The sequence below is a fragment of the Aeromicrobium sp. genome (genome assembly GCF_047607065.1).
In the GTDB taxonomy this organism is placed as follows: Bacteria; Actinomycetota; Actinomycetes; order Propionibacteriales; family Nocardioidaceae; genus Aeromicrobium.
The window spans coordinates 29135-42920 of record NZ_JASGDU010000040.1 but is presented as its reverse complement, the minus strand read 5'-3'; the positions used below and the strand labels follow the sequence as shown (position 1 = coordinate 42920).

Below are 13786 nucleotides of genomic sequence, written 5' to 3'. Positions count from 1 at the left end.
GCGAGTGCGCCGGTCGTCTCTGCGGACGCATCCTCCTAGACTGTCGGCCATGACCACCGCCGCTGAGCATCCCTGGGGCCGCGTCGATGACGAGGGCAACGTCCATCTGCGTACCGCCGACGGCGAACGCTTCATCGGCCAGTGGGCCACCGGCTCCGAACCGGCCGAGGCCATCGCCTTCTACGAGCGCCGCTTCGCCGCCTTGGAGACCGAGGTCGAGTTGTTGGAGAAGCGCCTCGCCTCCGGTGCCCTGTCGCCCTCGGATGCGGTGAAGGCGCTCGACAAGGCCCGCGAGAACGTCACCGGTGCGGCGGCCCTCGGCGACCTGGCCTCCCTGGAGGCCCGCCTGACGGCGCTGGCACCGCAGATCGAGAAGGCGCGCGAGGAGCGCAAGGCGGCGCGCGAGGCGGAGGTCGCCGCAGCCGGGGAGCGCAAGACCGCCATCGTCGGCGAAGCCGAGGCCATCGCGGCCGGTCACGACTACCGCAAGGGCGGCGAACGGCTCAGCGCCCTGCTCGACGAGTGGAAGGCGCTACCGCGCCTGTCGAAGTCGGCCGACGATGCGCTGTGGCATCGCTTCAGTGCCGCCCGCACGGCTTTCATGCGTCAGCGCAAGACGTTCTTCGCCGAACAGGACAGCAAGCGGGCCGAGGCCAAGAAGGCCAAGGAGAAGCTCATCGCCGAGGCCGAGGCGCTCTCGACCTCGACCGACTGGGGTGCCACGGCGGGTGCCTACCGCGACCTCATGGCGCGCTGGAAGGCCGCCGGTGCCGCACCGCGTCACGTCGAGGACAAGCTGTGGAAGCGGTTCCGCGCCGCTCAGGACGTCTTCTTCGCTGCACGGGACGAAGCCAATCAGGCCCTCGATGCGGAGTTCGAGGCGAATGCCGTGGTCAAGGAGCAGATCCTCGTCGAGGCCGAGGCGCTCCTGCCGATCACCGATCTGGAGGCCGCGCGCAAATCCTGGCACGACATCGCCGACCGGTGGGAAGCCGCCGGCAAGGTGCCGCGCGCCCGTATCCAGGAGCTGGAGGGCCGGCTGCGCAAGGTCGAGCAGGCGATCCGTTCGGCCGGGGACCGGGAGTGGAAGCGCACCGATCCGGAGAAATCCGCCCGCGCCGACGACATGATCGGCAAGCTGGAGCGCGCCATCACCGAGACCGAGGAGGCGCTGACCAAGGCCGAGGCCGCCGGCGATGCCAAGAAGGTCAAGGACCTCACCGCCAAGCTCGCCAGCAACCGCTCCTTCCTGGAGATGGCCCAGAAGGCCCAGGCCGACTTCTCCTGAGAACGTGCGCGGATAGGCGCTGTGAGGTGCGTAGGCCGCTTGCGGCCGAAGCCTCGAACCTGCGCCCGCAGGTCCCTTCGAGGCTCGCTTCGCTCGCACCTCAGGGACCGAGTTCCATCCGCGGGCGAAGCCCTCACACGTCGATGCGGTCCCGGTCGAGTTCGTAGGCACCCTGGACGAGGAACTCCTTGCGCGGGGCCACCTCGGCACCCATGAGCAGTTCAAAGACCTCGCTGGCTTCCTCGGCGTCGTCGACGGTCAGGCGGCGCAGCGTGCGGTGGCGCGGGTCCATCGTGGTCTCGGCCAACTGGTCGGCGTCCATCTCGCCAAGGCCCTTGTAGCGCTGCACCGGGTCCTTCCAGGAGACGTTCTTCTTGCGCAGTTCGGCCAGCGCCCGCTGCAGTTCGTCGTCGGTGTAGGTGTAGCGGTATTTCGGCTGCCCCTTCTTGGGCTGTGACAGTTCGATGCGGTGCAGCGGAGGCACGGCCGAGTACACCCGCCCGGCCTCCACGAGCGGGCGCATGTACCGGAAGAACAGCGTGGCGAGCAGGCAGCGGATGTGTGCGCCGTCGGAGTCGGCGTCGGCCATGAAGATGATGCGGCCGTATCGCGCGGCGTCGAGGTCGAAGGTGCGGCCGGAGCCGGCACCGACGACCTGGATGATCGAGGAACACTCGGCGTTCTTGAGCATGTCGCCGACGGATGCCTTCTGAACGTTGAGGATCTTGCCGCGGATCGGCAGCAGCGCCTGAAAGGCCGAGTCGCGCGCACTCTTGGCGGTGCCCAGGGCGGAGTCGCCCTCGACGATGAACAGCTCAGTGCGGTCCAGGTCGGTGCTGCGGCAGTCGGCCAACTTGGCCGGCAGGGCGCTGGATTCGAGGGCGTTCTTGCGCCGCTGCGTGTCACGCTGCTGGCGTGCGAGCAGGCGCGTGCGGGAGGCACCGACGACCTTCTCCATGACCAGGCGCGCCGCCGCGCGCTCTGCGGTCTTAGTGGAGGTGAGGAAGTCCTTCAGCTGCGATGCCACGACCTTCTGGACGATGCGGGTGACGGCGGGCGTACCCAGCACCTCCTTGGTCTGTCCCTCGAACTGCGGCTCGGCCAACCGCACGGTGACGACCGCCGTCAGACCCTCCAGCGCGTCGTCCTTGATGATGTCGGGGTCGCCGGATTTGAGCAGGCGCGTCGTGCGCAGCACCTCGTTGACGGTGCGGGTCAGGCCGCGCTCGAAGCCCTGGATGTGGGTGCCGCCCTTGGGGGTGGCGATGATGTTGACGAAAGAGCGCACATCGGTCTCGTAACCCGTGCCCCAGCGCAGCGCGATGTCGACGCCGAGCGTGCGGTCGACGTCCTGCGGGGTCATGTGACCGGCGTCGTCGAGCATGGGCACGGTCTCGGTGAACGATCCCTCCCCCTGGAGCCGCAGGACGGTCGTGACCGGCTCGTCGGGTGCCAGGAACTCCACGAACTCCGCGATACCACCGTCATGCTTGAAGGACTCCTCGACGACCTCCTCGCCGCGCTCGTCGCGGATGACGATCTCCAGGCCGGGCACGAGGAAGGAGGTCTGCCGTGCCCTCCGGACGAGATCCTCGCGCGAGAACGCCGCACCCTTGATGAAGATCTGCGGGTCGGCCCAGTAGCGCACCCGCGTGCCGGTGCGCGCCTTGGCGACCTTGCCGACCTTGGTCAGAGGGCCTTCGGCCTCGCCCCGGCGAAACGCCATCGCCCAGGTGGCCCCGCCCTTGTCGACCTCCACCTGCAGCCGCTCCGACAGCGCGTTGACGACCGACGCACCCACGCCGTGCAGTCCGCCGGAGGCGTTGTACGCCCCGCCGCCGAACTTGCCGCCGGCGTGCAGTTTGGTGAAGACGACCTCGACTCCGGTCAGCCCGGTCTTCGGCTCGATGTCGACCGGGATGCCGCGGGCGTTGTCGCGCACCTCGACCGAGCCGTCGGCATGCAAGATGACCTCGATGCGCTCGCCGAAGCCCGCCAGCGCCTCATCGACGGCGTTGTCGATGATCTCCCAGAGACAGTGCATGAGGCCGCGGGTGTCGGTGGACCCGATGTACATACCCGGACGCTTGCGCACCGCCTCGAGACCTTCGAGGACGAGCAGATTGCGGGCGTCGTAGGTACTGATGGGGATCCTCCTCGGTCTGACTGCGGCCTCGCCAGCGTATCGACGCCCACCGACACGAACCGGCCCCGACACGCCTTTCCCCCGTGGCACGACTCACCGGACGCCGCGACGCGATATCACAGAGGAGAGCGACGTGAGGTAGGTCACTGGCGGGCATATGGAATGCCCGTTCATGGTTGGATGTTGGAGGCTTGCGGGAGCGCCGCTCCCCACCGAGACAGGAAGTAGGTCATCGTGACGGCACTTGCAGAACGTCCCACGCTCAACGCCACCGACCGCTGCGACCGGTGCGGAGCGCAGGCCTACGTCCGCGTCGAACTCGCCAGCGGACTGGAACTGCTGTTCTGCGCCCACCACGCGCGCGCCCACGAGGAGAAGCTGCGCGACCTCGAGGCGACCATCCACGACGAGTCCGGCCGCCTGGCCGCGACCCCGGCGACTGCCGCCGACGGCGAGGTCTGACGCACCGATATCGAGGCACCCCGGTCCGTGACGGACCGGGGTGCCTCGGCGTCCTTACCCGGTCATTGAGGTGCGCCCTTCGAGGCCGCTCGTTCCTCGCGGCACCTCAGGACCCGCGCAGCACACCTCGAAATGACCCCGACAGCGCGCCGTCGTCAGGTCCCTTCGAGGCTCGCAAGCTCGCACCTCAGGGACCTGACGAGAGGATCAGTCCAGGTAGTCGCGCAGGACCTGCGAGCGGGACGGGTGACGCAGCTTGCTCATCGTCTTGGACTCGATCTGGCGGATGCGCTCACGGGTGACGCCGTAGACCTTGCCGATCTCGTCGAGCGTCTTGGGCTGGCCGTCGGTCAGGCCGAAACGCATCGAGACCACACCCGACTCGCGCTCGCTGAGCGTGTCGAGCACCGCGTGCAACTGCTCCTGCAACAGCGTGAACGAGACCGCGTCGGCCGGGACGATCGCCTCGGAGTCCTCGATCAGGTCGCCGAACTCGCTGTCGCCGTCCTCGCCGAGCGGCGTGTGCAGGCTGATCGGCTCGCGGCCGTACTTCTGCACCTCGACGACCTTCTCGGGGGTCATGTCGAGTTCCTTGGCCAGCTCCTCCGGAGTCGGCTCACGGCCGAGGTCCTGCAGCATCTGACGCTGCACACGAGCGAGCTTGTTGATGACCTCGACCATGTGCACCGGGATGCGGATCGTACGCGCCTGGTCGGCCATCGCGCGGGTGATCGCCTGGCGGATCCACCACGTCGCATACGTCGAGAACTTGAAGCCCTTGGTGTAGTCGAACTTCTCGACCGCACGGATCAGGCCGAGGTTGCCCTCCTGGATCAGGTCCAGGAACAGCATGCCGCGGCCCGTGTACCGCTTGGCCAGCGAGACGACCAGACGCAGGTTGGCCTCGAGCAGGTGGTTCTTGGCACGGCGACCGTCGGCGACGATCCAGTTCAGCTCCTCGCGCATCTTCTCCGAGATGCGACCGCCTGCGGCCAGCTTCTCCTCGGCGAACAGGCCGGCCTCGATCCGCTTGGCGAGTTCGACCTCCTCACCGGCGGTCAGCAGCGAGACTTTGCCGATCTGCTTGAGGTAGTCCTTGACCGGGTCGGCGGTGGCACCGGCGACCATGACCTGCTGGACCGGCTCGTCGGACTCGTCGGCCGCGCTCAGCGTAAACGCGGACTGCTCGTCCTCCTTGAGCGTCGGATCGTTCTTGACGTCCTTGACGAACTCCTCGTCGGAGATGTCCGGCAGGACCTTCTTGCCATCCTTGTCGACGATGACCTCGCCCTGGGTGAGGACGACCTCGGTCTCGGTGATCTCCACCGACACCGACTCCTCCACCGCTGCGGCCTTCTTGGCCGGAGACTTCTTGGCGGGCACCTTCTTCGCGGCGGCCTTCTTTGCGGCGGGGGCGGCCTTCTTTGCCGGAGCCTTCTTGGCGGGCACCTTCTTCGCGGTCGCGGCCTTGGTGGTGGTGCTCGCAGGCGAAGCGGAGGGGGTTTTCGTCACGGTGTCTTCCGGTGTCGAGCTGGACGGGGTGGTGGTTGGCGTTCCGTCGGCATCCTTACGGCCCTTCGGGATCAGCCGACTCACCTTCTTGACGGCTGAAGCCGCAGGATTCACCGGCACGATTCACCTCTCGGGCGGTTCAAGGGCGCAACAAAGAGAGCTCTGGTCAACCTCTGGAACCAGTCTGCCATGCCGAGACAAGGCCGGCGTCACCGGCACACCGGCGCTGGTACTCGTCGGGCGAGATGCCCCGCGCGACGACCTCCCGCAGCAACCGGGTCAGGCGGTGATCCGGATCGGCACGGATCGCACGATCCAAGGCGATCAACGCCTGGGCACCGTCTCCGACCATCCAGGCCGCGAATCCCGCAAGGCTCAGTACCGAAGGCTCGAAGGGCGGCACGACGCGGCCGGCGAGATCGACCATGAGGCGCAGCCAGTCACGGGCATGGTCACGATCGATGCGCGAGCACACCTCGTCACGCACGGCCGCCGACGCGAGCCACAACGAGGCCACCGCGACCTGGCGGTCCGACAGGCGCTCGCCGTCGGCCAGCGCCACCGCGAAGATCGGATCGAGATCGGCCAGCGCCGTGCCGACCAGATCGTCGTCGGTCGCACACGCCCCGAAGGCGCTCACCACACGCGGCAACTCCTCGCCGACGACCGCCGACATCGCTGCGGCGACCGATCCGGAGCAGCCCGCAAAGCGCGCCGCGAGCGTCTCCCGGTCGGCCACGATCTCCTGGCCGGCCATGACCGCCTGGACCACGGCGAGGTGATGCGGCGACATCTCGTAGCCGATCCCCTCGGCCGGGAAGCCGGGCACCGGCTCCCAGTAGTGCGTGCCGTCGGCCCACGCGACGACGACCGGCTCGATCTGCGCCGGCAGCGCCGCCAGGGCGGCCCGGCACATGGCCTCGCCCAGGCGACGGTGCGGCGTCAAGGCGAGCAGGATCGCGCCGTCGGCCCTGTTACGGCCGAGGTGATGGGCCACGAGTGCGGCCGCGTGGCCCACGTCGATGCCGTCGACGAGATCGAAGCGCATCCGGAAGCCGAAGCGGTGGCGCGGCCCCGAAGCGGCGAGCGCCACGAAGGAGTCCGCCGGCGTGAAGCCGAAAAAGGTCGGCACTGCGGCGAGGACATCGCCGACATCGTGGGCGGTGAAGACGGGCAGCGAGGTGTCAGTGGCGAAATGAGTCATGCCCCGACCCTCGCCCGCGACCGGCCGTTGCGCTCCCCCGCGTTCGGGGCCTGTGGACGAAGAAAACGCTGGCATTTGGAATCTGTGGAAAAGCTCCGCATCGCCTCCGATGGCCGCTGAAGCGTCCGTACCGACTGGCACGATGGGCCTATGCGTGCGACGGCCTCGATCCTGCACCTGGATCTCGATGCCTTCTACGCCTCGGTCGAGCAGCGCGACAAGCCCTCCCTGCGCGGCAAACCGGTCGTCGTGGGCGGCGTCGGGGCGCGCGGCGTGGTCGCCACGGCCTCCTACGAGGCCCGCCGCTTCGGCATCCGCTCGGCCATGAGCACCACCGAGGCCCGCGCCCGCTGCCCCCACGCCGCCTACCTCTGCGGGCGCTTCGACGCCTACCGCGACGCCAGCGGCATCGTCATGGCCCGGCTGCGCGAACTATCGCCGCTGGTCCAGCCGATGTCGCTGGACGAGGCCTTCGTGGACCTCGCCGCAGGTGACGGCTTCGACCCGGACCAGCTCGGCGACCTCGTCGCCGAGCTGCGGGCCGATGTGACCCGGCTGACCGACGGCCTGACCGCCTCGGTCGGTGTGGCCTCCAGCAAGCTCATGGCGAAGATCGCCAGCGAGATCAACAAGCCCGACGGCGTCTTCATCGTGGAGCCGGGCACCGAGGCCGCGCTGCTCGGCCCGATGCCGGTGCGCGCCATCCCCGGCGTCGGCCCGGCCACCACCGACCGGCTGCGACGCCTCGGGGTCGAGACGGTCGAGGACCTGCGCCGCTTCTCGGTCGACGAGCTGGCCGCGCACCTGGGCACCTCGTCGGCGGCCTCGCTGTACCGGCTGGCGCGGGCCGAGGACAACCGGCCGATCGAGGCTGACCGGGAGACCAAGTCGGTCAGCGTCGAGGACACCTTCGAGACCAATCTGGTCGACCGCGCCGAACTCGGCGGCATCGCCGAGCAGATGGCCCGTCAGGTCGCCGGGCGCATGCGCAGACACGGCCTGTCCGGGCGCACCGTCACCCTCAAGGTCCGCTATCACGACTTCGAGACGCACACCCGCTCCACGACGCTCGCCGGTCCCACCGACAACCCTCGGGTGCTCGCCGCGACGGCGCGGCGACTGCTCGACAGCGAGGACATCGGCGGCGGCCTGCGCCTGCTCGGCGTGGGAGTCAGCGGCCTGGCCGACTGGGTCCAAGACGACCTGTTCACGGCCGACGACGCCGACGACGCGACGCCTCCGGAGCCGTCGGCGCGCCGCGAGCACCGTCGTCGCGGCTGGTATCCGGGCCAGGACGTCCATCATGGCGAGCACGGCGACGGCTGGGTGTGGGGCACCGGCAGCGGCCTGGTCACCGTGCGCTTCGAGACCCGGCAGACCCCCTCCGGCCCGATCAAGACCTTCCCCGTCGACGACCCGTCCCTGTCCCACCGCAGCGCAGTCGGCACGTGATGTCACACTTCGGCCCTGGTCGGTGTCACATGGACACCAACGACAGGAGATCCATGTATGAGCACCGACCACATCGTCGTGATCGGCGCAGGCTATGCCGGTGTCACGGCCGCCAACCGGCTTGCTCGGCGCGGGGGCGACCGTGTCCGCGTGACCCTCGTCAACCCACGCGAGGTCTTCGTCGAGCGCATCCGCCTGCACCAGATGGCCGCAACCGGCCACGATGCGACGGAGCCGCTACAGGACCTGCTGCGGCCGGAGGTGCGTCTGCGGATCGCGGCGGCCGAACGGATCGTTGACGGCCGCGTCCGGCTCGAAGGGGGCAGTGACATCGCCTTCGACCACTGCATCGTCGCGGTCGGTGGCATTCCGCAGGCGCTGGACACCCCGGAGGGCTATGCCGTCGGCGACCTCGCCCGCGCCCGCGCGCTGCGCGACCGGCTGCACTTGCTCGACCCCGGCTCCACGGTCACCGTTGTCGGTGGCGGACTCACCGGCATCGAGGCCGTCACCGAGATCGCCGAGGCGCATCCCCGTCTCGCCGTCCGGCTCGCGGCCCGCCAGGTGGCTGCCGGGCTGCCGGACCGAGCGCGCCGCCGTATCGCACGGACCTTCGACCGACTCGGCGTCGAGGTCGTTACCGAGACCCCGGACTCCGGCTGCCTCGTCTGGGCGACCGGCGAGCGCGCCCCGAGCCTGGCCTCCGACAGCGGCCTGCCGGTCGACGACCTCGGCCGGATCCTGACCGACAATACGCTGACCTGCATCGACGATCCTCGGATCGCCGCCACCGGGGATGCCGCCGCTCCCCCGAGTCGCCTCGCCGGGGGTCTGCGGCCGAGTTGCCAGGCTGCCTTCCCGCTCGGCGTCGCGGCCGCTGACACCGTACTGCGGCGGATCGACGGACGTGCCCCGGAGCCGATCCGGGTCGCGTTCACTGCTCAGTGCGTCTCGCTCGGCCGCGCCGACGGACTCGTCCAACCTGTTCGCCGCGACGACACCCCGCGCGGCCCGGCACTCACCGGCCGCGCGGGCGCGCTCGCCAAGGAGGCCGTCTGCCGCGGCACGCTCGCCCGTCTCCGCTTCGACGCGCGAGGAGGCGACCGTGACTGAATCGCGGACCGCCGCCGAAGCGTTCACCGACCACCGGCCGCTGCTGTTCACCGTCGCCTACGAGATGCTGGGCACGGTCGCCGACGCCGAAGACGTGCTCCAGGAGGCCTGGGTGCGCTGGGCCGACGTCGATCTGTCCACCGTCGAGAACCCCCGCGCCTACCTCGTCCGCATCGTCACCCGGATGGCGCTGAACCACCTCCGTACGGTTCAGCGGCGGCGCGAGGACTACATCGGCAACTGGCTGCCCGAGCCGGTCCAGACCGTGCCCGACATCGCCGACGACGTGCTCCTTGCCGAATCGGTGTCGCTGGCGATGCTGCTGGTTCTGGAGTCCCTCAGTCCGGCCGAGCGGGCGGTTTTCGTGCTGCACGAGGTGTTCGGCTACCGGTTCACCGAGATCGCCCGGATCGTCGACAAGTCCGAGGCGGCGGTCCGGCAGATCGCCCACCGGGCACGCTCGCATGTCACGGCCCGGCGCCAGCGTTTCGAGCCGGACAGCGAGGAGGTGCGCGAGGTCGTCGGTGCCTTCCTGTGGGCCACCATCAGCGGCGACGTGAACCGACTCATGGAGGTGCTCGCACCCGATGTCGTGCAGATGTCCGACGGCGGCGGCAAGATGTCCGCAGCCCGGCGTCCGGTGGTGGGCCGCGAGGCCGTGGCACGGTTCTCGATCGGCATCGCCCGTACCAACCCGATGGACCCCGACCTACAGGTGATGAACTGCAACGGGCTGCCGGGGGTGCTCCTGTACCGCGAAGGAAGACTCGACACCGTGCTCGTGTTCGAGGTCTCAGGCGGGCTGATTCAGCGCTACTACGCGATCCGCAATCCAGACAAACTCGCGGCGATCCATGAACCTCGCCGCCTCACGCGAACGGACCCGATCTGACATGGCCGCCATCACCGTCACCCGCACGATCCCCGCACCGGTCGACGAGGTTTTCGACTGGGTCAGCGATGCCTCCCACTTCACCGAGTCCTCCCGGATCGTCCTGCGATCACGCCTGGCCAGAGAAGGCCTCGAGGCACCCTACGGAACGGGGGCGATCCGTGTGGTGACCTGGCTCATCGGCCACTTCACCGAACACATCACCGCCTACCAGCGTCCGCACGCCGCAGCTGCGGGCCACTTCGACTACCTCGTCACGCGATCCTTCCCGCCGGCACGGCACGAGGGAGGCCGGGTCACCTGCACGTCGGCCGAGGCCGGAACCCGTGTCGAGTGGACCACCGCAGTACGGATGCCATTCGTTCCCGACGCCATCGTGCAGCATGTGGCCCTGCCGATCTTCGCCCATGTCTTTCGCCGGGTGCTCCTCACGTGCGAGCGCCGCCTGTGTCTGTGAGCGGGCGTACGGTGCCCCTATGGCCGCCGTCGACGACGCCCGTCGGATCGCACCTACAGCCGGATGCTGGCCCGGACCGGTAGCCTCGCCCAGGTGATCCCCGAGCCGCCCGTCGCCCCGGTCCGCCCCACGATCCGTCGCCACCACGGCGACGAGTTCACCGACGACTACGAATGGCTGCGCGACACCGATAACCCCGAGGTCCTGGCGCTGCTCGAGGCCGAGAACGCCTACACCGACGCCCGGACCGCCCATCTGGCCGGCCTGCGGGAGACGATCTTCGGCGAGATCAAGTCCCGCACCCGCGAGACCGACCTCTCGGTGCCAGTGCGCCGCGGCGACTGGTGGTACTTCAGCCGCACGGTCGAAGGGCTGTCGTATGCGATCCGCAGCCGCTGCCCCGCCCAGCCGGGCGACTGGACTCCCCCGGTCATCGAACCGGGCACCGAGGCACCGGGCGAGCAGGTGCTGCTCGACTCCAACGTCCTGGCCGAAGGGCACGACTTCTTCTCCCTCGGTGCCTTCGCGCTGAGCGACGACGACACGCTGCTGGCCTACTCCGTCGACACCATCGGCGACGAGCGCTACACGATCCGCTTCCGCGACCTGCGCACCGGCACCGACCTGCCCGACGAGATCCCCGGCACGAGCGGCGGGGCCACCTGGTCGGCCGGCGGGACCCACGTGTTCTATACAACGGTCGACGACACGTGGCGTCCGTACCTCGTGTGGCGGCACCGGCTCGGCAGCCCCGTCACCGATGACGTCGTGGTCCACGAGGAGACCGACGAGCGCTTCTTCACCGGCATCGGGCGCACCCAGTCCGAGCGCTTCCTCGTCATCGGCTCGTCGTCAAAGATCACCAGCGAGTCCCGGCTCCTGCGCGCCGACGACCCCGAGGGCGAGTTCTCGGTGGTCATGCAGCGGCGCACCGGCATCGAATACTCCGTCGAGCACGCCATCGTGGGCGACACCGATGTCCTGCTGATGCTGCACAACGAGGGCGCGCCGGACTTCGAGTTGACGGCGGTCGACCTCGATGCGGTCCTGGCCGCGCCGCTGCAACAGGCGCGTGATGCCGGGCGCGTGGTCGTCGCCGCCGATCCGGCGCTGCGCCTGGACGACGTGGAGGTCTTCGCCCGGCATCTGTTCGTCTCCTATCGCCGCGACGCGCTGACCCGCCTCGGCGTCCTGGCCATCGGTCCCGACGGCTTCGGACCGATGCGCGAGGTGCCCTTCGACGAGGAGTTGTTCTCCTGCGGCCTCGGTGCCAACGCCGAGTGGGACCAGCCGCTCGTGCGCATCGGCGTCGGCTCGTTCGTCACGCCCTCGGCGGTGCTCGACCTCGATCCGGACACCTTCGAGACCCACCTGCGCAAGCAGGCCGAAGTCCTCGGCGGCTACGACCCGGCCGACTACGTCCAACACCGCACCTGGGCCACCGCCGAGGACGGCACCCGCATCCCGGTGTCGGTCGTGGCCCGCGCCGACACCCCGCGCGACGGCACCGCCCCGGCGCTGCTGTACGGCTACGGTGCCTACGAGATCAGCATCGACCCGGCGATGTCGGTGGCCCGGCTGTCGCTGCTCGACCGCGGCTTCGTCTTCGCCGTCGCCCATGTGCGCGGCGGCGGCGAACTCGGCCGCTCCTGGTACGAGAACGGCAAACTCGGCCACAAGACCAACTCCTTCACCGACTTCGTGGCCGCCGCACGGCACCTCGTGGCCGAGGAATGGACGAGCCACGACCGCCTGATCGCCGAGGGCGGCAGCGCCGGCGGGCTGCTCATGGGTGCGGTGGTCAACCTCGCGCCCGAGGCGTTCCGTGGCGTGCTCGCGGCCGTGCCGTTCGTCGACGCACTGACGACGATCCTCGATCCGTCCATGCCGCTGACGGTGATCGAATGGGACGAATGGGGCGATCCCTTGCACGATCCCGGCGTGTACGCCTACATGAAGTCCTACACGCCGTACGAGAACGTGCGCGCGGTCCCCTACCCGGCAATCCTCGCCGTCACCAGCCTGCACGACACCCGCGTCAGCGTGGTCGAGCCGGCCAAGTGGGTCTCCCGCCTGCGGGCCACGACGACCGGCGACGCACCGATCCTGCTCAAGACCGAGATGCACGCCGGGCACGGTGGCGTCAGCGGCCGCTACAACGCCTGGCGCGAGCGGGCCTTCGAACTCGCCTGGATCATCGACACCGCCCAGGCCCCCGCGAGGCCCTAAGAAGCCACTGAGAGCGGAATCCTGCGCCGAACTCGCACGTTGACCCGGTACAGACCACCACCGGGAGGCGCCATGAGCACGAACACCGCGACGCGGATCGATGAGACCGAAGGCAAGGACAGCGTCGGCATGTACCTCGCCGAGATCGCCCGCACCCCCCTGCTGGACGCCGAGCGCGAGGTCGAACTCAGCAAGACCATCGAGGCCGGCCTCGTCGCCCGGCATCTGCTCGACACCGGCCGGGTGGGCCGCGCCAAGGGCGGTGCGCCCAAACGCGCCACGCGCGAGGAACTTGAATGGATCGCCGCCGAGGGCGAGCGTGCGCTGCAGGAGTTCATCCAGGCCAACCTGCGGCTCGTCGTCTCCATCGCGCGCAAATACGGCCGTTCGGCCATGCCGATGCTCGATCTCGTCCAGGAGGGCAACACCGGACTGATCCGGGCGGTCGAGAAGTTCGACTACACCAAGGGCTTCAAGTTCTCGACCTATGCGACCTGGTGGGTCCGCCAGGCCATCACCCGCGGCATCGCACAGCAGGCCCGCGTCGTCCGGCTGCCGGTCCACGTCGTCGAGGAGTTGAACCAGGTCACCGCCGCGCGCCGCAACCTGGAACGCGAACTCGGCTACGACCCCGAACCGGCCGAGATCGCCATGGTTCTCGACATGGACGTGGAGCGCGTCATCGATCTGATGACCTGGGGCCGCGACCACGTGAGCCTGGACACGCCCATCGACGAAGACGGCGATACCTCGCTCGGCGATCTCATCGCCCGCGAACAGGCCCCCGGCCCCGACGAGAGCGTCCTGTCGGACCAGAGCCGATTGATGCTCGGCTCGCTGATCGACCACCTGGGCGAGCGCGAGGCCGACATCGTGCGTTCGCGCTTCGGCCTGCTGGACGGCCGTCAGCAGAAGCTGGCCGACATCGGCAAGCGGCACGGGATCAGCGCCGAGCGGGTCCGCCAGCTCGAACGCGAGGCCATCGCCGCGCTCCGCCGCATCGCCGATCCCGAGCTGGCCGCCTGAGGCAG

General features: G+C 69.3%; 11 protein-coding genes. 8 read left to right on the top strand and 3 right to left on the bottom strand.

What is annotated here, in order from left to right:
• The first annotated feature begins 49 nt into the window (after positions 1 to 49).
• Positions 50 to 1288 (top strand): DUF349 domain-containing protein, encoded by a 1239-nt coding sequence (locus tag QM597_RS05800; protein ID WP_415003921.1) that lies wholly within the window; start codon positions 50 to 52, stop codon positions 1286 to 1288.
• Between the two features lie 133 nt (positions 1289 to 1421).
• Here QM597_RS05800 and QM597_RS05795 read toward each other — a convergent pair whose 3' ends face one another.
• Positions 1422 to 3440, bottom strand: coding sequence for a DNA gyrase/topoisomerase IV subunit B (locus QM597_RS05795; RefSeq protein WP_415003940.1), 2019 nt, complete (start codon positions 3438 to 3440; stop codon positions 1422 to 1424).
• Positions 3441 to 3665: 225 nt separating this feature from the next.
• On the opposite strand from QM597_RS05795, the gene QM597_RS05790 reads away from it, so the two are divergent.
• Entirely contained in the window at positions 3666 to 3896 is a 231-nt protein-coding gene (locus tag QM597_RS05790) for a hypothetical protein (protein WP_415003939.1), read from the top strand.
• A gap of 207 nt (positions 3897 to 4103) precedes the next feature.
• Here the strand turns inward: QM597_RS05790 and QM597_RS05785 are convergent, their stop codons facing one another.
• Together QM597_RS05785 and QM597_RS05780 are read right to left on the bottom strand one after the other, a co-directional pair.
• Positions 4104 to 5528: an RNA polymerase sigma factor gene (locus tag QM597_RS05785; RefSeq protein ID WP_415003920.1), complete on the bottom strand. Its 1425-nt coding sequence runs from the start codon at positions 5526 to 5528 to the stop codon at positions 4104 to 4106.
• 46 nt (positions 5529 to 5574) lie between these two features.
• Positions 5575 to 6612 carry a DUF4192 domain-containing protein gene (locus tag QM597_RS05780; RefSeq protein WP_415003919.1) on the bottom strand — a complete coding sequence of 346 codons (1038 nt, stop codon included), beginning with the start codon at positions 6610 to 6612 and terminating at the stop codon, positions 5575 to 5577.
• Between the two features lie 150 nt (positions 6613 to 6762).
• Here QM597_RS05780 and QM597_RS05775 point away from each other — a divergent pair, with 150 nt between their 5' ends.
• The 6 genes from QM597_RS05775 (at position 6763) to QM597_RS05750 (ending at position 13781) form a co-directional block, all read left to right on the top strand.
• Positions 6763 to 8064, top strand: coding sequence for a DNA polymerase IV (locus tag QM597_RS05775; protein WP_415003918.1), 1302 nt, complete (start codon positions 6763 to 6765; stop codon positions 8062 to 8064).
• A 57-nt stretch (positions 8065 to 8121) separates the two neighbouring features.
• Positions 8122 to 9177 (top strand): NAD(P)/FAD-dependent oxidoreductase, encoded by a 1056-nt coding sequence (locus tag QM597_RS05770; protein ID WP_415003917.1) that lies wholly within the window; start codon positions 8122 to 8124, stop codon positions 9175 to 9177.
• Entirely contained in the window at positions 9170 to 10069 is a 900-nt protein-coding gene (locus QM597_RS05765; RefSeq protein WP_415003916.1) for an RNA polymerase sigma-70 factor, read from the top strand. The genes QM597_RS05770 and QM597_RS05765 overlap by 8 nt, the downstream gene beginning before the upstream one ends.
• A gap of 1 nt (position 10070) precedes the next feature.
• The gene (locus tag QM597_RS05760; RefSeq protein WP_415003915.1) at positions 10071 to 10526 is read left to right on the top strand and encodes an SRPBCC family protein; all 456 of its coding nucleotides are present in this window, start codon (positions 10071 to 10073) and stop codon (positions 10524 to 10526) included.
• A 93-nt stretch (positions 10527 to 10619) separates the two neighbouring features.
• Complete coding sequence (locus QM597_RS05755) at positions 10620 to 12755, top strand: S9 family peptidase (protein WP_415003914.1); 2136 nt, start codon at positions 10620 to 10622, stop codon at positions 12753 to 12755.
• A 72-nt stretch (positions 12756 to 12827) separates the two neighbouring features.
• Positions 12828 to 13781, top strand: a complete 954-nt coding sequence (locus QM597_RS05750; protein WP_415003913.1) for an RNA polymerase sigma factor RpoD/SigA — start codon at positions 12828 to 12830, stop codon at positions 13779 to 13781.
• Positions 13782 to 13786: the final 5 nt, after the last annotated feature.

What these genes read in the sequence shown, in the direction of transcription:
- QM597_RS05750 (WP_415003913.1), top strand. Translation starts at nt 12,828, where the DNA reads ATGAGCACGAACACCGCGACGCGGATCGATGAGACCGAAGGCAAGGAC.
- QM597_RS05780 (WP_415003919.1), bottom strand. Translation starts at nt 6,612, where the DNA reads ATGACTCATTTCGCCACTGACACCTCGCTGCCCGTCTTCACCGCCCAC.
- QM597_RS05775 (WP_415003918.1), top strand. Translation starts at nt 6,763, where the DNA reads ATGCGTGCGACGGCCTCGATCCTGCACCTGGATCTCGATGCCTTCTAC.
- QM597_RS05760 (WP_415003915.1), top strand. Translation starts at nt 10,071, where the DNA reads ATGGCCGCCATCACCGTCACCCGCACGATCCCCGCACCGGTCGACGAG.
- QM597_RS05800 (WP_415003921.1), top strand. Translation starts at nt 50, where the DNA reads ATGACCACCGCCGCTGAGCATCCCTGGGGCCGCGTCGATGACGAGGGC.
- QM597_RS05770 (WP_415003917.1), top strand. Translation starts at nt 8,122, where the DNA reads ATGAGCACCGACCACATCGTCGTGATCGGCGCAGGCTATGCCGGTGTC.